Source organism: Sphaerisporangium perillae (assembly GCF_023276435.1).
Taxonomy (GTDB): domain Bacteria; phylum Actinomycetota; class Actinomycetes; order Streptosporangiales; family Streptosporangiaceae; genus Sphaerisporangium; species Sphaerisporangium perillae.
Window position 1 is genome coordinate 138957 of sequence record NZ_JALLPO010000007.1, and the last position, 21130, is coordinate 160086.

General features: G+C 71.2%; 22 protein-coding genes and 1 pseudogene. 10 read left to right on the forward strand and 13 right to left on the reverse strand.

What is annotated here, in order from left to right:
- Positions 1–87: 87 nt before the first annotated feature.
- Positions 88–954: an HhH-GPD family protein gene (locus MYF83_RS08960; protein WP_308201422.1), complete on the reverse strand. Its 867-nt coding sequence runs from the start codon at positions 952–954 to the stop codon at positions 88–90.
- Positions 955–1145: 191 nt separating this feature from the next.
- Between MYF83_RS08960 and MYF83_RS08965 the strand changes: the two genes are divergently transcribed.
- Positions 1146–1850, forward strand: a complete 705-nt coding sequence (locus MYF83_RS08965; RefSeq protein ID WP_248959756.1) for a hypothetical protein — start codon at positions 1146–1148, stop codon at positions 1848–1850.
- A gap of 33 nt (positions 1851–1883) precedes the next feature.
- Here the strand turns inward: MYF83_RS08965 and disA are convergent, their stop codons facing one another.
- The 5 genes and pseudogenes from disA to MYF83_RS08990 all read right to left on the reverse strand — a co-directional run bounded on the left by disA (position 1884) and on the right by MYF83_RS08990 (position 6126).
- A complete protein-coding gene (gene disA / locus MYF83_RS08970; RefSeq protein ID WP_248959757.1) occupies positions 1884–2972 on the reverse strand; it encodes a DNA integrity scanning diadenylate cyclase DisA in 1089 nt (362 codons plus the stop codon).
- 67 nt (positions 2973–3039) lie between these two features.
- Positions 3040–4473 carry a DNA repair protein RadA gene (radA, locus tag MYF83_RS08975; protein ID WP_248959758.1) on the reverse strand — a complete coding sequence of 478 codons (1434 nt, stop codon included), beginning with the start codon at positions 4471–4473 and terminating at the stop codon, positions 3040–3042.
- A gap of 154 nt (positions 4474–4627) precedes the next feature.
- Positions 4628–4942 (reverse strand): thioredoxin, encoded by a 315-nt coding sequence (gene trxA / locus MYF83_RS08980; RefSeq protein WP_248959759.1) that lies wholly within the window; start codon positions 4940–4942, stop codon positions 4628–4630.
- 64 nt (positions 4943–5006) lie between these two features.
- Positions 5007–5318, reverse strand: a pseudogene (locus tag MYF83_RS08985) (MerR family transcriptional regulator); the annotation flags it as partial.
- A 109-nt stretch (positions 5319–5427) separates the two neighbouring features.
- Positions 5428–6126 (reverse strand): class I SAM-dependent methyltransferase, encoded by a 699-nt coding sequence (locus MYF83_RS08990; RefSeq protein WP_248959760.1) that lies wholly within the window; start codon positions 6124–6126, stop codon positions 5428–5430.
- Positions 6127–6233: 107 nt separating this feature from the next.
- On the opposite strand from MYF83_RS08990, the gene MYF83_RS08995 reads away from it, so the two are divergent.
- From MYF83_RS08995 to MYF83_RS09020, 6 genes are all read left to right on the forward strand, one after another.
- Positions 6234–7049 carry a sugar phosphate isomerase/epimerase family protein gene (locus tag MYF83_RS08995; RefSeq protein WP_248959761.1) on the forward strand — a complete coding sequence of 272 codons (816 nt, stop codon included), beginning with the start codon at positions 6234–6236 and terminating at the stop codon, positions 7047–7049.
- A gap of 17 nt (positions 7050–7066) precedes the next feature.
- Positions 7067–7732 (forward strand): TetR/AcrR family transcriptional regulator, encoded by a 666-nt coding sequence (locus MYF83_RS09000; protein WP_248959762.1) that lies wholly within the window; start codon positions 7067–7069, stop codon positions 7730–7732.
- 215 nt (positions 7733–7947) lie between these two features.
- Positions 7948–10095 (forward strand): (Fe-S)-binding protein, encoded by a 2148-nt coding sequence (locus tag MYF83_RS09005; protein ID WP_248959763.1) that lies wholly within the window; start codon positions 7948–7950, stop codon positions 10093–10095.
- Between the two features lie 236 nt (positions 10096–10331).
- The gene (locus MYF83_RS09010; protein WP_248959764.1) at positions 10332–11147 is read left to right on the forward strand and encodes a hypothetical protein; all 816 of its coding nucleotides are present in this window, start codon (positions 10332–10334) and stop codon (positions 11145–11147) included.
- Entirely contained in the window at positions 11144–12226 is a 1083-nt protein-coding gene (locus MYF83_RS09015) for a glycosyltransferase (RefSeq protein WP_248959765.1), read from the forward strand. The genes MYF83_RS09010 and MYF83_RS09015 overlap by 4 nt, the downstream gene beginning before the upstream one ends.
- A 42-nt stretch (positions 12227–12268) precedes the next feature.
- Complete coding sequence (locus tag MYF83_RS09020) at positions 12269–12550, forward strand: metal-sensitive transcriptional regulator (protein WP_248959766.1); 282 nt, start codon at positions 12269–12271, stop codon at positions 12548–12550.
- A 117-nt stretch (positions 12551–12667) separates the two neighbouring features.
- On the opposite strand, the gene MYF83_RS09025 is transcribed toward MYF83_RS09020, so the two are convergent.
- The 3 genes from MYF83_RS09025 to MYF83_RS09035 form a co-directional block, all read right to left on the reverse strand.
- Positions 12668–12829, reverse strand: coding sequence for a hypothetical protein (locus MYF83_RS09025; protein ID WP_248959767.1), 162 nt, complete (start codon positions 12827–12829; stop codon positions 12668–12670).
- Between the two features lie 230 nt (positions 12830–13059).
- Positions 13060–14412: a hypothetical protein gene (locus MYF83_RS09030; RefSeq protein WP_248959768.1), complete on the reverse strand. Its 1353-nt coding sequence runs from the start codon at positions 14410–14412 to the stop codon at positions 13060–13062.
- 21 nt (positions 14413–14433) lie between these two features.
- Positions 14434–15015, reverse strand: a complete 582-nt coding sequence (locus MYF83_RS09035) for a gamma carbonic anhydrase family protein (RefSeq protein WP_248959769.1) — start codon at positions 15013–15015, stop codon at positions 14434–14436.
- A 183-nt stretch (positions 15016–15198) separates the two neighbouring features.
- On the opposite strand from MYF83_RS09035, the gene MYF83_RS09040 reads away from it, so the two are divergent.
- Positions 15199–16653: a coiled-coil domain-containing protein gene (locus MYF83_RS09040; RefSeq protein WP_248959770.1), complete on the forward strand. Its 1455-nt coding sequence runs from the start codon at positions 15199–15201 to the stop codon at positions 16651–16653.
- Between the two features lie 87 nt (positions 16654–16740).
- Here the strand turns inward: MYF83_RS09040 and MYF83_RS09045 are convergent, their stop codons facing one another.
- The 3 genes from MYF83_RS09045 to MYF83_RS09055 all read right to left on the reverse strand — a co-directional run bounded on the left by MYF83_RS09045 (position 16741) and on the right by MYF83_RS09055 (position 18535).
- Positions 16741–16965 carry a hypothetical protein gene (locus MYF83_RS09045; protein ID WP_248959771.1) on the reverse strand — a complete coding sequence of 75 codons (225 nt, stop codon included), beginning with the start codon at positions 16963–16965 and terminating at the stop codon, positions 16741–16743.
- Positions 16966–17092: 127 nt separating this feature from the next.
- A complete protein-coding gene (locus MYF83_RS09050; RefSeq protein WP_248959850.1) occupies positions 17093–17842 on the reverse strand; it encodes a GntR family transcriptional regulator in 750 nt (249 codons plus the stop codon).
- 153 nt (positions 17843–17995) lie between these two features.
- Complete coding sequence (locus MYF83_RS09055; RefSeq protein WP_248959772.1) at positions 17996–18535, reverse strand: VanZ family protein; 540 nt, start codon at positions 18533–18535, stop codon at positions 17996–17998.
- Positions 18536–18691: 156 nt separating this feature from the next.
- On the opposite strand from MYF83_RS09055, the gene MYF83_RS09060 reads away from it, so the two are divergent.
- Together MYF83_RS09060 and MYF83_RS09065 are read left to right on the forward strand one after the other, a co-directional pair.
- Entirely contained in the window at positions 18692–19051 is a 360-nt protein-coding gene (locus tag MYF83_RS09060; RefSeq protein WP_248959773.1) for a bifunctional 3-phenylpropionate/cinnamic acid dioxygenase ferredoxin subunit, read from the forward strand.
- Positions 19048–20160 carry an aromatic ring-hydroxylating oxygenase subunit alpha gene (locus tag MYF83_RS09065; protein WP_248959774.1) on the forward strand — a complete coding sequence of 371 codons (1113 nt, stop codon included), beginning with the start codon at positions 19048–19050 and terminating at the stop codon, positions 20158–20160. The genes MYF83_RS09060 and MYF83_RS09065 overlap by 4 nt, the downstream gene beginning before the upstream one ends.
- Before the next feature lie 51 nt (positions 20161–20211).
- Here the strand turns inward: MYF83_RS09065 and MYF83_RS09070 are convergent, their stop codons facing one another.
- Positions 20212–20982, reverse strand: coding sequence for an IclR family transcriptional regulator (locus MYF83_RS09070; RefSeq protein WP_248959775.1), 771 nt, complete (start codon positions 20980–20982; stop codon positions 20212–20214).
- Positions 20983–21130 lie beyond the last annotated feature (148 nt).

Consider the following 21130-nt stretch of genomic DNA (forward strand, 5'->3'; position numbering starts at 1 on the left):
CCCTGGCCTGCCTGTCGTGAGTGGTGGTTCCGAACCAGCGCGCCGTGGTCGCCGGGCGCCATGGCGGTGCGAGGGCGAGGGCGAGGCTCAGGTGGGCAGGCGGTAGGCGCCCTCGTCCACGACCTCGGCGAGGCCGTCGGCCACCAGGCCGTCCAGGGCGCGCTCGCGCTGCACCGCGTCGTCCCAGACGGCGTCGAGCGCGGCCTTGGGGACCGCGCCGTGGGCGTCCCTGAGCACCGCCAGCAGCCGGCCCCGGCACTGCCGGTCGGTGCCGGCGTACGTCTGGCCGCGCCGCTCGGGACCTTCGTAGGCCGGACGGCCCGCCAGGCGCCACGCGCAGGCGGCGGCGACCGGGCAGTCCGCGCAGCGGGGTGTGCGAGCCGTGCAGACCAGCGCCCCGAGCTCCATGACGGCGACCGCCCAGCGCGGGGCGTCCAGGGCGGGCAGCAGGGACTCGGCGAGCCTGCGTTCGGCCGTCGTGGTGGCCTTCGGCGGGTACTCCTCGCCGCGTACGGCCCGGGCCAGCACCCGCCGCACGTTGGTGTCCAGCACGGCGTGGCTGCGGCCGAACGCGAAGCTCGCCACCGCCGCGGCGGTGTAGTCGCCGATGCCGGGCAGCCGGCGCAGCTCCTCGTAGGACGACGGCACCTGCCCGGCGTGCTCGGCGGTGATCGCGCGGGCACAGGCGTGCAGGTTGAGGGCGCGGCGGGGGTAGCCGAGGCGTCCCCAGTGGCGTACGGCCTCGCCGGGAGGCTCGGCGGCGAGCGCGGCGGGCGTGGGCCAGCGCTCCATCCATTCGGTCCAGACGGGCAGGACGCGCACCACGGGGGTCTGCTGCAGCATGATCTCGCTGACCAGGATCGCCCAGGGGCCGGCGCCGGGTCGCCGCCAGGGAAGGTCGCGCGCGTTCTCGGCGTACCAGTCGAGGATCGGGGCGTGCAGTCCGGTGGCCACGGGATCGAGCCTAACCGGATCACGGTGGCGGCCGCCCGAGTGGGGAATGAGATCAGGAGTTTGATGGGATCGCCGTTTCCCATCGATGGGGTGGCTTCTGTCATGGTCTGTCGGCCGGGATCGGCCAGGACGTTATCCGCTGATCGGCGGGTCGACACCCTAGGAGGGCTAGAACTCTCCATACTGACAGTATGGATCCGGACACGTTCCGTGGCGACGTCGGCGTAGAGGGGCCCGACGTCTACTGGCGTCGCAGGGTGTCGGTGCTCACCGGTGCCCTTGTCGTCGTCGCCGTCGTCGCGTGGGCCTGCACGAGCGCGTCCGGAGGGTCCGAGCGGGGCCCCGCGGGGCGGCCGGTGACGGCGGGCTCCAAGGAGCCGAGCCCGTCCCCGAGCGTGACGGCCGCCGTGACCCCCTCTCCGACCCCGACCGCCAAAACGATGGGTTCCGGGCACGCCACGACGCCGCGCACCCCCTCGCCGTCCCCGCATCGACCCCGCCGGCCCGGCGATCGGTGTGACAACGACGATCTCGTCATCAGCCTGCGCGGCCAGGCGGAGGTCTACTCCGGCAAGCGGAGCCCGAGGTTCCTGCTCACCGTCGTCAACACCGGACGCGTCGACTGCACCGTGGACGTCGGGCCTCGCGCCGTCGAGATACGCATCACCTCGGGGACCGACCGCGTCTGGTCGACCGCCGACTGCGTGAGCGGAGTCGGGGCCGACCTGCGGCGCCTCGAGCGCGGGGTCCCCCACGTGCGGATGGTCGATTGGGACCGGCACCGGTCGGCGCCCGACTGCCGGTCGAGCCGCCCCAAGGCCCGCGAGGGCACCTACGTCGCGATGGCCCGCCTGGGCGAGCTGAGGAGCCCGAAGGTCGTGTTCCACCTCCACTGACGGCCGGGCGGCCCGCACGTGCGGACGCGGGGCTCAGACGTAGCGTTCGAGGATGGACGCCTCGGCGAGGCGTGACAGGCCCTCGCGGACGCTGCGCGCGCGTGACTCGCCGACCCCGCCCACGGACTGCAGGTCGTCGGTGCTGGCCGCCAGGAGCTTCTGGAGGCCGCCGAAGTGGTCCACGAGCCGGTCCACGACGCTGACGGGCAGCCGGGGCACCTTCGCCAGCAGGCGGAACCCTCGAGGGCTCACCGGCCCTTCCAGGGGCTCGGAGCCCGTGTGCCCGAGGACGTGGGCGACGGCCGTGAGGTCGAGCAGGTCGCCCGACGACAGCCGGTCGAGCTCGGCGAGCGCCTCCCCCACCGTGCGCGGGCGGCGCTCGGACGCGGGGGGCAGGTAGTCGCGCATGATCAGGTCGCGGTCCTCCTCGACGCCGCCGACCAGCTCGGTGAGCTGGAGGGAGAGCAGGCGGCCGTCGGTGCCCAGCTCGACGACGTAGTCCTCGATCTCGCCGGCGATGCGGCGCACCATCTCGAGCCGCTGCACGACCGCGGCGACGTCCCGCACGGTGACCAGGTCTTCGATCTCGAGGGCGGACAGCGTGCCGGACACCTCGTCGAGGCGCATCTTGTAGCGTTCGAGGGTCGCCAGCGCCTGGTTGGCCTTCGACAGGATCGCCGCGGACTCCTCCATGACGTAGCGCACGCCGTCGAGGTACAGGGCGATGATGCGCATGGACTTGCTGATGGTGACCACGGGATGGCCGGTCTGCCGCGCCACCCGCTGGGCGGTGCGGTGGCGGGTGCCGGACTCGTTGGTGGGGATGGAGGAGTCGGGGACCAGATGGACCGCCGCCCGCACGATCTTCTTGCCGGCCTGGTCGAGCACGATGGCGCCGTCCATCTTGGCCAGCTCGCGCAGGCGCGTGGCCGAGAACTCCACGTCGAGGGTGAAGCCGCCCGTGCAGACGTCCTCGACCTTCGCGTCGTAGCCCAGGACGATCAGGGCCCCGGTGTGCCCACGGAGAATCCGCTCCAGGCCGTCACGCAGCTCGGTGCCTGGAGCGAGCGCGGCAAGGGTGGATCTTCGACGCTCGTCGATCCCTTTGCTGGTGTGTGCCACATGGCCCCCGCTGGTCGCTGACGTCGCCCAGTTTACCGGCGAAGTGAAGGCCGGACCCGGACACCGCTCACGTCACGTGGGTCAGCGCGTCCCAGACGTTCTCGGCCTCGGTGACGTCGAACCCTTGAGAGAAGGTCGTCGTGCGGATGGGGGACCTGGAGACGGGCACCGGGCGGAGCGCCTCGCGGCCCTCGGGGCCGGGAAGGGCGGAGGGATCCTGGTCGAGCGAGCCGGCGGGCACCAGGGCGTGGGTGAACCCCAGCCGGGCGGCCTCGGCGACCCGCCGCCGGATGTCCCTCACCCGGCGCAGCTCGCCGGCCAGGCCCACCTCGCCGAGCACGATGAGGCCGGGAGGCAGCGGCCGGTCGCCGGCCGCGCTCGCCACGGCGAGCATCACGGCGAGGTCGACCGCCGGGTCGTTGAGCCGGATGCCGCCGACGGTCGCGGTGAAGACGTCGCAGCCGCTCAGCCGGGCGTTCAGCCGGCGCTCCAGCACGGCGAGGATCATCGTGACGCGGAACGGATCGAGGCCGGAGGACGACCGGCGCGGCTGCTGGGCCTCGGTGGGGCCGACGAGCGCCTGCACCTCGGCGGGCAGGGGACGGGTGCCCTCCACCGTCACGGTGACGCACGTGCCGGGCACCGGCTCGGAGCGCCGGGACACGAAGAGCCCGCTCGGGTCGGGCAGCCCCCGGATGCCGCTCTCGTTGAGGTCGAAGCAGCCGACCTCGTCGGTGGGGCCGTAGCGGTTCTTGATGGACCTGACCATGCGCAGCCGGGAGTGGCGGTCGCCCTCGAAGTGCAGCACGACGTCGACCAGGTGCTCGAGCACCCGGGGGCCGGCGATCGAGCCGTCCTTGGTGACGTGACCCACCAGGATCGTGGACATGCCGCGCTCCTTGGCCAGCCGGACGAGGTTGCCGGTGACCTCCCGGACCTGGGTGACCCCGCCGGGCACGCCGGTGGCCTGGGCGGAGCCTATGGTCTGCACCGAGTCGACGATGAGCAGCCGGGGCTGGACCTTCTCTACGTGGCTGACCAGCGCGGACAGGTCGGTCTCGGCGGCGAGGTAGAGCTGGTCCTGGATGGCGCCGATGCGGTCGGCGCGCATCCGCACCTGGGCCGAGGACTCCTCGCCGGTGACGTAGAGCACCGTGTCGTGGCGGGCCGTGCTGGCGGCCGCCTCCAGCAGCAGGGTGGACTTGCCGATGCCGGGCTCCCCGGCGAGCAGGACCACGGCGCCGGGGACCAGGCCGCCGCCGAGCACCCGGTCGAGCTCGCCCACGCCGGTGGTGCGCGCGCGGGCGAACTCGGCCTTGACCTGGCCGATCGGCAGAGCGGGCGCGGACACCGCGCCGCCCTGGACGACGTGGACGCCCGTGCGGGTGCCCTCCTCGTCGACCGTGCCCCACGCCTGGCACTCGCCGCAGCGGCCCACCCATTTGGCGGTGCGCCAGCCGCACTCTGCGCAGCGGTAACCGGCCTTCTGCGTCTTGGTCATGCGGGGCACGTTATCGGCTTGGGCCGACAATCCTCACCGCCTGCGTCCGGGGGGCGGAACGCGGCCGGTAAGGACGGCCGGTCGGGGCGGCCAGGGGGAGGCCGGCGGGGCGGGCCGGGGGAGGCCGGTTCAAGCGGCCCGGGGGAGCGGCCGGTCAGAACTGGCCTTCCAGGTCGGCGAGGAGCATGCGCTTGGGCTTGGCGCCGATCACCTGGCGGACCACCTCGCCGTCACGGTAGAGGTTCAGGGTGGGGAAGCCCATCACCCCGTAGCGCGCGGCGATCTCGGGGTAGTCCTCGGCGTTCAGCTTGGCCACGGTCAGGCGCTCGCCGTACTCCTTCGCGATCTCCTCGAGAATCGGCGCCACCATGCGGCACGGGGGGCACCACTCCGTCCAGAAGTCCACCAGGACGGGTTTGTCGCTCGCCAGCACCTGCTCGTGGAAGTTCTCGGCGGTCAGCGTGATCATTCGTTCCTCCGGTTCTCAGCGCGCATCCCGGGCATGCCTCGGCGAACTGCGCGGCCACCTCGGCGCGGCGTTCGCGCAGGGTGCGGATCTGATCGTCTATCTCGGCGAGCTTGCGCCGGTAGACCTCGACGGATTCGGGACAGGCGTTGCCGGAGTGGTTGCCTGCCCGCAGGCACTCCACGAACGGGCGGGCGTCCTCCAGCGTGAACCCCACGGTGAGCAGGGCGCGGATCTCGCTGACGAGCTTCAGGTCCGACTCGTCGTACTCGCGGTAGCCGTTGGTCGACCGCCGCGCCGGGAGCAGCCCTTGCTGCTCGTAGTAGCGCAGCGCCCGGGTGCTCACCCCCGCCTGCCTCGCCAGCTCTCCGATCCGCATCGGGCCCTCCCTGATCCGCGCTCACGCTAACCCTTGACGTCAACGTCAAGGTCAAGCCCCTGCGTCCCGGATCGCGCGACCGGCCGCCGTCCGCCCGGCCGTCAGCGGGTCAGTAGTGGCGCCAGCGCAGGACGTTCGGGTAGTCCAGCTCCAGCCCGGGCGTCCGGGCGATCGCCTCCTCGGCCACGGCGGGGGCGAACTCGATGCGCAGGACGGACTCCAGGTCGGCCCGGGAGGTGAACGCCATGCGCAGGTCGAGCTCCCGCCGCTGCCAGCCCTGGCGGGACCAGAACGCCTCCACGGCCGGCGCGGAGTAGGACGGGACCGTGCGGCTGAACCAGTCGCCGAACGCGCCGCGCGTCGCGTCCAGGTCGACCACGAAGGCGGCGCCGCCCCGCCGTACGACCCGGGACAGCTCGCGGAGCCCGGGCTCGCAGCCGGGGCCGAAGAAGTAGGCCCACCGTGCCACCGCCACGTCGATGGAGGCGTCCGGCACCGGGAGTGCCTGGGCGGTGGCGGTGCGGACCGTGACGCGCGAGAGCCCCCGGCAGCGCTCGGCGGCCAGCGCCGCGAGGCCCGAGTGCGGCTCGACGCCGATGACCTTGCTCGCGGTGGCGGCGAAGGCGGGCAGGTGGTAGCCGGTGCCGCAGCCGATGTCCAGGACGACGCCGCCGGTCCAGGGCCGGATGGCGGCGATCGCCTCGTCCACGACGCCCTCGGGGTCGACGGCGCGGTTCTCGAGCTCGTAGGTCCGGGGGGAGTTCCAGATGTTCGGACTGGGGATGGCCCCCTCCGCGATCCGCGCCATGGGAGACACGGTAGACCAGCCACGACGCCGATCCGGCCGATGTGATACTCGTTTCATCCCGGGTTGCGGAGCGCGACCTGGCCGTGACCCGGCTTAGGCTGGCAGATGTGACCGACGTCATCCGAGTCCCGAACGCCAAGATCGCTTTGTCCACCGCGTCGGTGTATCCAGAGCGCACTCCGGACGCCTTCGAGCTGGCCTCGCGCCTGGGCTACGACGGCATCGAGGTCATGGTGGGCGCCGACCCGGTCAGCCAGGACATCGACGTGCTGGAGCGGCTCATCGACCACTACCAGCTCCCCGTGCTGGCGGTGCACGCCCCCTGCCTCCTCGTCACCCAGCGGGTGTGGGGCCGCGACCCGTGGGCCAAGCTGGTGAGGGCGCAGAAGGCCGCCGAGCGGCTCGGCGCGAGCACCGTCGTGGTCCACCCGCCCTTCCGCTGGCAGCGTGATTACGCCCGCGACTTCGAGGTCGGCCTCGCCCGCATCCGGGAGGAGACCGACGTGGTGTTCGCGGTGGAGAACATGTTCCCGCTGCGCGCCCGCGGCGCCGAGGTCGTCCCCTACTCCCCCGGGTGGGACCCGGTGGACCAGGACTACCCGCAGGTCACGCTCGACCTGTCCCACACGGCGGTCTCCGGCTCCGACGCGCTCGAGATGACCGAGAAGCTCGGCGACCGGCTGGCGCACCTTCACCTGGCCGACGGCATCGGCACCACCAACAAGGACGAGCATCTGGTGCCGGGCAGGGGCAACCAGCCCTGTGCGCGCATCCTCGAGCGGCTGGCCACGGCGGGGTACGGCGGCCTGATCGTGCTGGAGATCAACACGAGGAAGGCCGCCGGGCGCACCGAGCGCATCGACGACCTGGCGGAGGGCCTGGCCTTCGCCCGCCTGCACTTCGCCGCCTCACCGGCGACGTGAGCACCGCGGGCGAGGACGTGAGCGCCACGGGCGAGGACATGAGCGCCACGGGCGGCGACGTGGGCGCCACGGGCGGCGACGTGAGCGCCACGGAGGAGGCGGCCGGGAGGCGGCGCCCGGGCCGGCGGCGCGGGTCGGCGGACACGCGTGGCCAGATCATCGCCGCGGCGCGCAAGATCTTCGCGGAGAAGGGCTTCGACAAGGCCACGATCAGGGGCATCGCGCGCGAGGCGGAGGTCGATCCGGCCCTCGTGCACCACTACTTCGACACCAAGGACGGCATCTTCGTCGCGGCGATGCAGTTGCCGGTCGATCCGGCCAAGGTGATCCCCCTGATCCTGCAGGGGCCGCGGGCGGAGATCGGCGAGCGCCTGGTCCGGTTCCTGCTGACCATGACGGCCGATCCGGCCGCTCGGGAGCCGATCATCGCGCTGATGCGCAGTGCGATGACCAACGAGCAGGTCGTCGTGATGATCCGCGAGTTCCTGACCATGGCCGTCTTCAACCGGGTGGTGGAGGGTCTCGGCATCTCCCCGGTACGCATGGAGGTCGCGTTCGCGCAGATGTTCGGCGTGGTCCTGATGCGGTACGTCCTGCGCCTGGAGCCGCTGGCGTCCGCCGAGGTGGAGGAGCTGGTGGGGATCCTCGCTCCGACGATCCAGCGTTACCTCGGTGACGACTGACCGGGACGCCGGCGTCACCCCGGCCGACGACTGAGTGGGACCTTGCTGAGCGCTCGCTCAGGGCATTGTTCTAGCATCGGGGTCTACCAAAGGTGTGGACGCCCCGGCGTACGACCCATAAGTTACCGGCGCGTACCATTCGGGGTGGTCGTGCCGTCACTGTGGATGACCGGTGTGTCTACGCTGGGCAGCCAACGCCGTACTTTGGAGGACCCGTGCTCCTTGTAGCGATCATCGGGCTGGTGATGACCGCCATTGCGGTCACGCTCGCAGGTCGCCGCGTGCTCTGGCTCAAAAGCCTCGCCACCAGCGGCCAGCCCGCTCCTGAACGGGTGCAATACGCCAAGGACAATATCGGCGCCGAACTCAAGGCGCAGCTCGTCGAGGTGTTCGCCCAGAAGAAGCTGCTGAAATGGACACCGTCGGGCGTCGCCCACTTCATGGTGTTCTGGGCTTTCGTGATCCTGGCCACGGTCTACCTGGAGGCGTACGGGGCGCTCATCCAGGGCGCGGTCACGGGCACGCCCGACTTCCACATCCCACTGGTGGGCACCTGGCCCATCCTGGGGTTCCTGCAGGACTTCATCGCCCTGGCCTGTCTGGTCGGCCTGGCGTCGTTCGCGGTCATCCGCGTCAAGAACTCGCCGAAGAAGCTCGGGCGCGACTCGCGCTTCGCCGGCTCGCATCTCGGCGGCGCGTGGCTGATCCTGTTCATGATCTTCAACGTGATCTGGTCGCTGTTCCTGTTCCGCGGCGCGGCGATCAACACCGGGAACTTCCCCTACAGCTCCGGGGCGTTCGGCTCCGACGCCGCGGCCGCGCTGCTGCGTCCCCTCGGCCACTCCGCCAACGAGGTGCTCGAGAAGGTCGGCCTGCTCCTGCACATCGGTGTCATGCTGGTGTTCCTCGTGATCGTGGTGAACTCCAAGCACCTGCACATCTTCACGGCGCCGCTGAACGTCATGTTCTCCCGCCGCCCGGACGGCCTCGGCGCCGTGCCGGAGATGCGCAGTAACGGCAAGGCGCTCGACTTCGAGGAGGCCGACCCCGACACCGACGTGTTCGGCCGGGGCAAGATCGAGGACACCACCTGGAAGGGCTTCCTCGACTTCTACACCTGCACGGAGTGCGGCCGGTGCCAGTCGCAGTGCCCGGCGTGGAACACCGACAAGCCGCTGTCGCCGAAGATGCTCATCCTCGACCAGCGCGACCACGCCTTCGCCATCGCGCCCTACCTGCTCGCGAGCGAGGAGGAGCGGGCCAACCTGCCCGAGGACGTCCTCGCGCTGGCCGGCAAGCCGCTGGTCGGCGAGGACGGCGTCATCCACCCCGACGTGCTGTGGTCGTGCACCAACTGTGGCGCGTGCGTCGAGCAGTGCCCGGTGGACATCGAGCACATCGACCACATCATCGACATGCGCCGCTACCAGGTCATGATCGAGTCGAACTTCCCCTCCGAGGCGGGCGTCATGCTCAAGAACCTCGAGAACAAGGGGAACCCGTGGGGCGTCTCCGAGATGAAGCGGGCCGAGTGGATCGAGGAGCTGGCCTCGCGCGAGGTCGACCCGATCGAGGTCCTGGTCATCGACGAGAAGGCTCCCGACGACCTGGAGTACCTCTTCTGGGTCGGCTGTGCCGGAGCCCTGGAGGACCGCGCCAAGAAGACCACCAAGGCGGTCGCCGAGCTGCTGCACATCGCCGGCGTGAAGTTCGGGGTGCTCGGCCCGATGGAGGCCTGTACCGGTGACCCGGCGCGCCGCCTGGGCATGGAGTTCCTGTTCAACATGCTCGCCCAGCAGAACATCGAGACGCTGAAAGAGGCGGGGATCAAGAAGATCGTCGCCACCTGCCCGCACTGCTTCAACACCCTCGCCAACGAGTATCCGCAGCTCGGCGGCATGTTCGAGGTGGTACACCACACCCAGCTGCTGGCGCACCTGGTCGAGGAGGGCAAGCTCACCCCGATTACGCCGATCGAGGAGAAGATCACCTACCACGACCCGTGCTTCCTCGGCCGCCACAACAAGGTGTACGCCCAGCCGCGCGACATCATGGCGAAGGTCCCCGGGGTCCAGACCCAGGAGATGCACCGCTGCAAGGACCGCGGTTTCTGCTGCGGCGCGGGCGGCGCGCGCATGTGGATGGAGGAGCGCATCGGCAAGCGCATCAACACCGAGCGGGTGGACGAGGCGCTGACCACCGATCCCGACACCGTCTCGACCGCGTGCCCGTTCTGTCTGGTCATGCTCGGTGACGCGATCAACGAGAAGAAGAACAGCGGCGAGGCCAAGGAGTCCCTGGAGGTCGTGGACGTGGCCCAGCTCCTGGTCACCTCGGTGAAGGGCCTGCCGGCGAAGGTCTGATCCCTGTTGTCCGCCTCGCTGCGCTCGGGGGTTCGGGGCGACCTTGAGGCGGCGGTCTTCCTCGTCGTCCGGGTTCGTTCCTCACCTTCCCTCCTCGTCAGACCACCGCCGCGCCCCGAGCGCGTATAGGCCCTGCCCGGGTGAGCACCGGGCAGGGCCCGAAAACCTTTCTCCACATAACGGAGAAATCACGGTAACCTCAACGCGCGGGGCTCATTCGACGGGGAGGGGGCGCGGTGCGCGTTGTCGTTACCGATGCCGAGGTCACCTTGGCCGACGTCCTCTCGCTCCGCCTGTCCATCGACGAGCCCTTGGCGGAGGGCACGCGGCTGGTCCTGCGCCAGCGGGGCACCGGCACCGAGAGCAAGGTGGTGCTGGGCACGCCGGGAGCCGAGGCGCGCGACGCCTCCGTCGCGGTGTCGCTGGCGCCGCTGGACCTCGGTCCGGGCCGCTGGGACATCTACCTCGAGCAGGGTTCCGGCCAGGACCCGTCCGGCACGCGCACCCGCGTGCAGTCCGTCGACCCCGGCTTCTCCCTCGACCGGCTGGACGCCTACGCGCTGAGCCGCCGCACCCTCGCCTATCGCGCGTATCGCACCCTGAACGGCTACCTCGCCCTGAGGATCTCCGAGGCCGGGCCGGTGGCCGACGTGCGCGCGGTGTGGTTCCGCGAGGGCCGTTTCGAGGTCACGGGGGTGCTGGCCTACACCGGCTTCGAGGACGACGACGCCCACCACACGGCCCGCCTCGCCCTGCGCAGCACGTCAGGTCCCGAGGCCGCGGTGACGGCCGCGGCCACCGTCAAGGGCGTGCGCTTCCACGCGGCGCTCTCCCTGTGCGACGTGATCGCCGCGACGCCCGAGTACGAAGGGCTGTGGGAGCCGTCCCTGGAGGTGGACGGGCTCGAGGTGCCCCTGCCCTTGGGGGCGCGCATCGACGACGTGGACGGCAAGCGCCGCCGCGTGCACTATCCCGATACCAGGGTCGACGGCGTGCCGGTCCGGCCGTGCTACACCGTGGACGACGAGCTCCGTCTCGAGGTGGGCGGATGAAGATCTGCTTTCTGGTCCCCTCGGCGTTCGGCATGCGGGGCGACACCCGGGCGGTGCTCAATCTCGCGACGGAGCTGGCTACACGGCATGACGTCGAGATCATCAGCGTCAGGAGGGTGCGCGAGGCGCCCTTCTTCACCGTGGACCCGCGCATCACGCTGCGCTGGCTGATCGACGCGCGCCCCGGGGTCCGTCACCTGCTGCCGCGCGGCCAGATGCGCACCGAGATGGCGCTCTGGCGGACGCTGCGAGGTCTGCGCTGCGACGTTCTGGTCACGACCAGGCCGGGGCTCAGTGTGCAGGCGGCCCGGCACGTGCCGCGCGAGACGGTGCGCATCGCCCGCGAGTGGAGCCGCCCGTCCGTGCCCGGCCCCGTCCGGCGTTTCTATCCCAAGCTGGACGCGGTCGTCACCTCCACCGAGACGACCAGGGAAGAGATGGTCCGTCTCCTGGACGGCGCCGCCACCCCTCCGGTCGTCATCGTGCCGGACGCGCTCCCGCCGGGGCCCTGGCCGCGTTCCCGCATGGACAACCGCATCGTCTCGGCCGGCGGGCGGTGGCTGCCCGGCAAGGCGTTCGACCGGCTCATCCGGGCCTTCGCGATCGTGGCGGACAAGCGCCCCGACTGGCGGTTGCGCCTGTACGGCGGCGGGCCGGAGGAGAAGCGGCTGCGGGCGCTGGTGGGCGAGCTGAACCTGCACAACAACGTGTACTTCATGGGCACCACGCCCGACCTGCAGGGGGAGTTCGCCAAGGCGTCGATCGTGGCCGTCACCTCGCACACCGAGACGCCGGGCATGACGGTGATCGAGGCGCTCGGGTGCGGCGTGCCGGTGGTCGGGTTCGAGGGCGCGCGGGGCGTGGAGGAGTTCGTGACGCCCGGCCGCGACAGCGTGCTGGTGCCGGTGGGCGAGGGGGAGATCGGGGCGTACGCCTCGGCGCTGCTGGCGCTGATCGACGACGAGCGCCGCCGCATGGTGCTGGCGGCCGGTGCCCTGGTGTCGGCGGCGGAGCACGCCCCGCCGGCCATCGCCGCCCGCTGGGAGGCGCTCGTCGAAGGCCTGCGGGCCCGGAGCTGAGCGCCCTCGGAGGAGATACCCCGAACAGGTATCGTAGACATTATGCATGGGTACAGCGGTGACAAGCAGGCCTATCTAACCAGGCTTCGGCGGATCGAGGGGCAGATCCGCGGGCTGCAGCGCATGGTCGAGGAGGAGTCGTACTGCATCGACATCCTCACCCAGGTGTCGGCCGCCACGCGCGCCCTGCAGGCGGTGGCGCTGGGGCTCCTGGAGGACCACATCGGCCACTGCGTGACGGACGCCATCAACGCGGGCGGTCCCGAGGCCGAGGAGAAGGTCAAGGAGGCCTCCGCGGCGATAGCGAGGCTAGTGCGCTCGTAGCGCTCGTCGCGGATTTCCCGGCCCCGCCGGACTAGTCACGAGGAGTGGTCAGGGGACGTTGTTTCGCAAAACCGTCCCGAACCCCCGAGGAGTCCGGGACCAGTTCTACGAGCTACTTCAGTGGCTCACCGAAGTGCGCAATCCGAGCGCGTTGTCGAGCTCATCCAACGTCAGCTCTCGCTCGCTGACAGCGACGGCGCTGAGCACCTCCGCGTAGAGCGCGATCTCGTCCAACGCGACACGGTCATGGACCCGTGAGTCCAGGTAGTCGTGCCCCACCGCGTCGTCCTTCCTTCCGCAGCCCACACCCACTTCGAGGTTACGACCGGGTGGCTTTCGATGACATGGCCCATCGGGACCATTCGTCAGACCCTCCAGTGTCCCCGTGGAACCATTTCCCGGATCCGAGATCACAATTCAGCCAAATCCCCAGATGGGAGGACGGGGAATGATATACGCGAGGTAAGCAGGAAATAACCTCATAAAGCGTTTAGATCATGGTCGCGCGGTCAGGTGTGGCCAATCCATTCTGATGAGGTTCCTGTGACTCCTGGGCGCGGGTCATCCCGCTCATGGATCAAGCAGGTCACCGTGGCCGAGGACGTGGGGAAGCCGCGCGCCGGAGGCGCCGTGCCCGTCAGGCGGCACCAGGCGAGCCCCGTCGCGTAGCCCGCTCCCAGCAGGGCCGCCGCGGACCCCCGGTCCGGCGGCCGGAGGGCGGCCGGCGGCTCACCGTCCCTGGGCCAGCAGCCCCGCAGCGGGTGGACCGGATCCGCGAGCGCCACGTAGTACGCGCGCCGCAACTCGGCGTCCAGCCACGGGTAGAGCTGTGGCGCGACCGCGGGCGCCACAGCGTGAACGTCGGCCGCGAGCAGCGAGGCGGCCACCGCCCGGGGATCGGCGCCGTGGGCGCGCACGAACGACAGCGCCCCCACCATGTCGTACAGCGCGTGGCGGAAGTGCTCGCCGGGCGAGGTCTCGGCCAGGACGGCGCCCCTGAGGTGGGCGGGGCAGCGCGCGAGCCACGCCCGCCGGACCGCCTCGGCGTCCCCGGCCGGGTGATCGTGCCACGGGCGGGTCCGCAGGGGCTCCACCATCGCCAGCAGCGCGGCGGCGCGGGGCGCGAACCGCGGATCGGCGAGCAGCACGCGCGCCGTGTCGGCCACCTGCCCCGCCACGCGCACCGCCGGGCCCACGCCGCGTGCCAGCCGCCCGGTGTACAGGGCCGTCAGGGCGTCCAGCGGGGTGGGAGGCAGCCACCGCACCCAGTCGTCCCCGGGGAGCGGCCGCGCGAGGAACTCGCCGAACATGGACAGCAGGACCTCGTTGCCGTCGAACGCCGGGGCGTAGGCGCACCACATGACCGTGCCCCACATCGCGGCCACCGGCGCGGTGACGTCCGGGTGGAACATCTCGCCGAGCGGGCCGGTGACGAACGGGTACCCCTCCTCCCCGCCCGCCCGGGCGACGTCGAGCAGCACGCGCATCCGGTCGGTGAGCCCGCGGGGCACGTCCGGCCCGACGAAGGCCTGGGTGGAGCCCCGGTCGAAGGCGAAGTCGGCGGCGGCCGGCAGCAGGTGCTCGGGGATCGCCGGCGCGGGGTGGAGGGGCCGGGCGCCGGCACGGACCAGCGGATCGGCGGGCGGCGCCGACAGGTGCCACAGCCCCTCTGTCCGATCGTGGCGGTACCAGCGGGCGTGCGCGCCGAACAGCCAGCATCCGCCGTCGGCGGTGAGCAGGAGGCGGGCCGCCATCGCCTGGGCCTGGGTGGGTGCGGGGACGTCGGCCCAGCGCGGGTCGACGACCATGGCGCGGACATCCCGCTCGATCTCCTCGAAAGGGTCCCACTGCACGGCCGCCATGCTACTGCCGGGATCGCCGGGTCAGCCTCCGGACGGCGGGGACAGGGGCGAGGCGGCGCGGTGGCGGGCGGCCTTGGCCATGTAGTTGTCGGGTGTGCGGGCGAACGACGCGCGGTCGGCCTCGGTCAGCTCCCGCACGATCGTGCCCGGGACCCCCGCGACCAGCACACCGGCGGGGATCTTCTTGCCCGGGGTGACGACGCATCCCGCCGCGACGAGCGAGCCCGCGCCGATCCTGGCGCCGTTCAGCACGACCGCGCCGATGCCGACCAGCGCGCCGCTCTCCACGTGCGCGCCGTGGACGACGGCGCGGTGGCCGAGGCTCACCCGGCTCTCCAGCACGGCGGGCAGGCCCGGGTCGGCGTGCAGGCAGCACAGGTCCTGGATGTTGCACTCCTCGCCGACCTCGATCGCCTCGTCGTCGCCGCGCAGGACCGAGCCGTACCACACGCTCGTGCCGCGCCCGAGCGTCACACGGCCCACCACGACGGCGGTCGGCGCCACGTAGGCTTCGGGGTGGACGGAGGGCACGGCGCCGCCGAGCGCGGCGATGTAGGGCCGCGCCGGGGACGCCCCGGGGCCGGAAGGGGTCGGCTTGCTCATGCCTTCGATGATCTCACGAGGCACTTCACCGGTTTCCGGCCTTACTGCCGGTAGAGGCTCATTCGACCGGAAGAGGTCAGGCGTTCGGGTTGCGGACTTGGGCAGATGGCAGGAAAGTCGTGTCCTGACGTGTCGTTACCGAAGCACGACCCCCACTCGTTTCAAGACCCCCAGGGCTCAGCCATGACGAACCAGCACGACAGCTTTCCGGACATGATGCACGAGGACCTCGGCTTCGAGGTCGTCATGCGTGGATACAGCCGCCGCCAGGTCCACGACCACATGGTCCGGACGCGGAACCAGATCCGTGACCTGGAGGAACGCCTGGCGCGGGCCATCGATCAGACCGAGCAGGGCCGGGTCGAGCTCGCGGAGGCCCGCCGCCGCCTGGCCGAGGCCCCCCAGGACTACGACGAGCTCGGCCAGCGGCTGAGCCAGATACTCAAGCTCGCCGAGGAGGAGGCGATCTCCAAGCGCGAGACCGCCGACACCGAGGCCGCCAAGGTGCGCGAGGACGCCGCGGCCGATTCCGAACGCATCCTCGCGGCCGCACAGGCCGAGGCCGAGCGCCGGGTCGCCGACGCCACCAACGCCGCCGAGCGCCTGCTGGCGCAGGCGGGCTCGGACGCCGAGGAGACGCTGGGGGCCGCGCGCGCCGAGTCGGAGGAGACGCTGCGCAACGCGCGGGCCGAGGCCGACAGGACGCTCACCGCCGCGCAGCGCGAGGCCGAGCGGGTGGTGGCCGAGGCGAACGCCCTGGCCGAGGCGACGCTCGCCTCCGCCAAGGCCGAGTCGGAGGCCACGCTCAAGGCCGCGAGTGCCGAGGCGAACGACACGCTCGCCGCCGCGCGGCAGCGGGCCGCGTCGCTGGACGAGCACACCGGCCAGAGAGTGACATTTCTCACCGACACCCACACCGAGGTGGTCCGCCGGCTCAGCGAGATGGGGTCCGTCCTCACCGATCTGCTGCGGCGTGAGGGGACGGCCGGGCCGCTGATCGACGAGTCCGCCGTGCTGCCTCCCCCGCCCTCGATCGGATCGGTCGACGACCTGCGTCCGGGCGGGGCGCCGGCGGCCGAGGAGCTGGAGTCGGTACGGGTCGTGCTGGACGACACCGACGCCGGCGCCGACGGCGACGCTCGCCACACCGACGACGCGCACGCGGCCGGTGACGGACAGGCGGCCGGCGACGGGCGCGGCCAGGGTGACGGCCCTGAGGCGCAGGGTCTTCCGGACGACCACGGCCTCCAAGGTGACCACGGCTTCCAAAGGCCGCAGGGCGAGCGCGACCCGCGCGACGGCGAGGGCCCGGTGGGCGCGCACGGGACGGGCGCCGAGCACGACCCGTACGGCGAGCACGACGCGCGTGCCGACCAGGACGGTCCCCCCACGGGGCCCGGGCACGACGCCTATGACGGCGGGTACGTCCGCTCGGTCTTCGACACCCGCGACCCGCAGGACACCGTCCAGGTGGTGAGTCGGCGGAACGACGGGCACGGCGCCGACGGCGGCCGGCACGCGAATGATCACGAGGATCCCGCCAAAGGTCGTATCCGGGATTTTTTCGAGGCCACCGACGACGTCCAGGCGGCTCGGACGCCGGACCACGGTGACGGGCTGCCGGCTCACCGGCAGTAGCGCCTCATCCCTGTGCGGAAACCTCCGCCCCCGATCGGGTCGGAGGTTTCCGCGCCCCCCTCGCACCGGCGTGGACGTGACCGGTGATCAGGTCTCGCGATCGATCGAGGTGATGCGCTCCTGCTGCTCGAGCAGCCGTTCGCGCAACCCCTCCGGATCATCGGCGTCGATCGTCATCGCACAACCCGCGTCACGTTCCCGCTCGGTCAGCAGGTGGTGCCGGGTGGCCCACCACCGTCCCGCGTCGCTCCTCCAGATGGTCCAGTCGGGGAACTCCCGGGCGATTTCGGCGAGGTGCCGGTCAAACGACATCCCGTCCACCCTTCCCGCGGCGAGGGCCAGGTTTGTACCGTTCTCACTCACACGTTGAGGGACATCTCTAGAGAAATCAATGTTCTAGCGGGACAGGTCAACCTAACGCTTGACATGTCGCCTTGACTCACACGTCGAAGTCGTACTGAAGTACATACGAGGCGGCGTCCATGATCATCGTGTTGAGCTCCACCGCCCCGCCTCCGGCCGCGTAGGCCGTCCGGCACACCACGATGACCGGCGTTCCGGCGGACAGGCCCAGCCGGGAGGCCTCGTCGGGCGCGGGCATCCGGGCGCGGACCTCCTCGGTGAAGTGGACGGGCGCGTGCCCGAGGTCGCGCAGCCGCGCGTAGACGCCGCCGGGGCCGGGGTCCGGCACGGTGATCGGCGATCCGGTGACCAGCTCGACCGGAAAGTGGGAGGTCGCGAGCTGCACCGGCCGCCCGTCGACCGAGTAGCGCCGCCGCCGCACCCAGACCTCCTCGCAGCCGAGCACCCGGGCGGCGTCCTCGGCCGCCTGCTCGCGCGTGACGGCGATCTCGTCGACCGCGTACGGCCGGCCGGCGGTGTCGCCGTCCCAGATGGCCCTGCCGGTCCCCCATTGCTCGCGTGACAGGCGGCGGGAGCCGTGCCGGCGGATCGGCCGGAACTGCCGGACGTAGACACCCGATCCTCTGCGGGGAACGGCCATGCCCTCGTTGATGAGGACGGCGAGGGCCTGTCTCGCCGTGGCGCGGGCGATGCCGTATTCGGCCATGAGGGCGTTCTCGCCCGGTAGGCGATCCCCATCGCGGAACTCGCCCGCCTTGATCGCCTGGCGCAGGCGATCGGCGATGCGGCGATAGATCGGGGGTTCGTGAGGTACCGGGGATTGCATCACGCTCTATCACCCTCAGTCACCAACGCGGTCCGCGTCTCCAGAGAACTTGCCCCGCCTTGTCCACGATCGCACAGATACGGACGTTGGTCCCGTGCTTCTTTTGAGCGGATCGTGCCCGTGTGGTGATCTTCGGGGTCTTTCGTGCTCCGTTTACTGTGGACCGGTCCCAACCGGTGCCGTGCGCGCCCGCCAGGGGCGGGTCACGAGGGCCCCTAGCAGGGCTCCAGCGGTGTTCAGCAGGACGTCGTCGACCGAGGACACCCGGCCGAGGCGCAGGCCGTACTGCAGCACCTCCACCGTGACCGAGAGCGAGGCGGCGATCAGGGCGACCCGCCAGAGGGAGGCCATGCGCGCGGACCGGACCGGGAGCAGGGCGCCGAGCGCGGCGAAGACCAGCAGATTCCCTCCCACCTGAGCGAACGCCGCCCCAGGTGGGCCGCCGGCCAGCTCCGCCAGGTCACGCAGGGGGACGAGGCTGACGCCCGAGGCGCTTCCCGGCGTGAGGATCATCCACAGCCACGGAAGCGTCCCCGCGGCGATGAAGACGTCCGCGTACGCCGTGCGGGCGGCATGGGCGCGGCCACGGCCGGCCCGCCACGCGGCCAGCAGGTGCGCGAGGGCCACGGCGACGGGCAGCAACAACAATGTGGCTAAGACGACATGTCCCCAGAGGTGCCATTCAAGCCGCATAGCGGACATCTTTCCGCATGGCGGGCCGGTGCCGGTGAGTGATCGGCGGCCCGGTCGGCGACCCTCGCCGACGTATTGACAGGTGCCTCACCTGGACCGCAATCTGTTGCGCATAGCGAGTCCCGTTCCGCCATCACCAACTGAGGGGTATTCGCGGTGATTCCCGCCTGTCCCCTCGCGGCACTGCCGCGGGGCGAGGCCCACCGGCTCGACATCGATCCGCCCGTCGCCGTCTTCCACACCGAGGACGGCGAGATCTACGCCATCGACGACACCTGCACCCACCAGGACGCCTCGCTGTCCGACGGATGGCTGGAAGGCTGCCAGATCGAGTGCCCGCTCCACTCCAGCAGGTTCGACCTGCGGACCGGTGAGGTGGACAGTCCGCCGGCCAAGCTCCCCGTGCGCACCCACGGCGTCGTGGTGGAGGACGGCATGATCTACGTCGTGCCGTCCGGCGCGCCCCCCAACCTCCCGCCGGGCGTGACGGCGGGGCGACCGAGGAGTGACTCGTGACGTCCAGCCTGCTCGCCACCCTTTCCGGCCACCTCTACACCGACGAGGACGTCTTCGCCCTCGAACAGCGGCAGATCTTCGAGTCGATGTGGTTCTGCGTGGCCAGGGCCGACGATCTGGCCGGCCCGGGCGCGTTCCGCACCGTCCAGGTCGGGCGCGAGAGCGTCATCGTGAGCCGGGCCAAGGACGGCGCGACCCGCGCCTTCCTGAACGTCTGCCGCCACCGCGGCGCCCGCCTGTGCACGGAGGAGTCCGGCCAGGTGCGGCGGGCCTTCCAGTGCGCATACCACGCCTGGACCTACGACCTGGACGGCAAGCTGATCGCGGCGCCGAACCTCACCAAGATGCCCGACATCGACCGGGTGGAGCACGGCCTGGTCAAGGTGCACGTGCGCGAGTGGATCGGGTACGTCTGGGTGTGCCTGGCCGACGAGCCCCCCTCCTTCGAGGAGGACGTGCTCGGCGCGGTCGTGACCCGGCTCGGCGACCTGGCCTCGATCGAGAACTACGGCATCGAGGACCTGAAGGTCGGCCGCAGGATCGTCTACGACGTGAAGGCCAACTGGAAGCTGATCGTCGAGAACTTCATGGAGTGCTACCACTGCGCGACGATCCACCCCGAGCTGACCGAGGTGCTGCCGGAGTTCGCCGACGGGTACGCCGCCCAGTACTTCGTCGGGCACGGCGCCGCCTTCGGCAGCGGCATCCAGGGGTTCACGGTCGACGGCTCGCCGGGGGTCGACCGCATCCCGACGGTCGCCGAGGAGCAGGACCGGCGCTACTACGCGATCACCATCAGGCCGCAGGTCTTCGTCAACCTCGTGCCCGACCACGCCATCGTCCACCGGATGTTCCCGCTGGCGGCCGACCGCACGATCGTGGAGTGCGACTGGCTGTTCCTGCCGGAGGTCGTGGAGAGCGGCAGGGACATCGGCCCGTCCGTGGAGCTGTTCCACAAGGTCAACGTGCAGGACTTCGACGCCTGCGAGCGCTGCCAGCCGGCGATGTCCTCCCGGGCGTACGCCCGCGGGGGCGTGCTCGTGCCCAGCGAGCACCACATCGCGGGCTTCCACGACTGGGTCCTCGAGCGGCTCGGCCTGCCCCGCTGACGCCGGCGCGTGACCGCCTTCCCGGGGTGGTCCGCCTGCTCGTCAGCGAGCTCAGCCGGAGTAGCCGAGGCGGTGGCTGATGTCGGCCGCTCCGCCGATCAGGACGGGGGCGAGCCGGTGCATGCGCTCCGCGCTGAACCGGTAGGCGGGCCCGGAGGCGCTGACGGCCGCCACCACCTCGCCCTCGTAGGAGCGGATGGCGGCGGCCATGGCGTTGAGCCCGATCTCGTACTCCTCCAGCGTCACGGCGTACCCGCGTTCCTTGGCCTCGTCGAGCTGGGGCGCCAGCTCGGCGGCCGAGGTGATGGTGGCGGGGGTGTAGCGGTCGAGGCCGGCGGTCGACAGCAGCCGGTCGCGATGGCGGTCGTCGAGGTGGGCGAGCAGGACCTTGCCGCTGGAGGTCGCGTGGAGCGGGGTGAGCTGCCCGACCCAGTTGTACGCCGTGACCGCCGACGGGCCGCGCACCTGGTCGAGGTTGACCGCGTAGTGGGAACGCACGACGGCGATGTTGACGGTCTCGCCGATCTCCTCGGCGAGGCGGCGGCAGACCGGGCGTCCCTGCTGGATGAGGTCGAGGCGGGAGGCGACGCCGCCGGCGAGCCGGATGACGCCGAAGCTGAGGCGGTACTTGCCGCGGTCCTCCGCCTGCTCGACGAGGTTCCTGGCTTCGAGGGCGCCGAGGAGCCGGAAGGCCGTCGACTTGTGGACACCGATCTCGGCCGCGATCTCGCTGACGCCGGCCTCGCCGCGCTGGGAGAGGATCTCCAGCACGCTGATGGCCCGGTCGACCGACTGCACGCCGGCCGATGATTCGTTGCCCATAGCTCGGGACTGTAAGGCGTCGGCGTACCGGCGTCCATTTCTTCCGGTGCCCCCCGAATGGTTGCGGATGCCGCAACCATGTGCGTCAATCGCTACCAAGCAATGCACGTCATTTCTCCGCATATGCGAGATGAGAGCGGGACGGGGC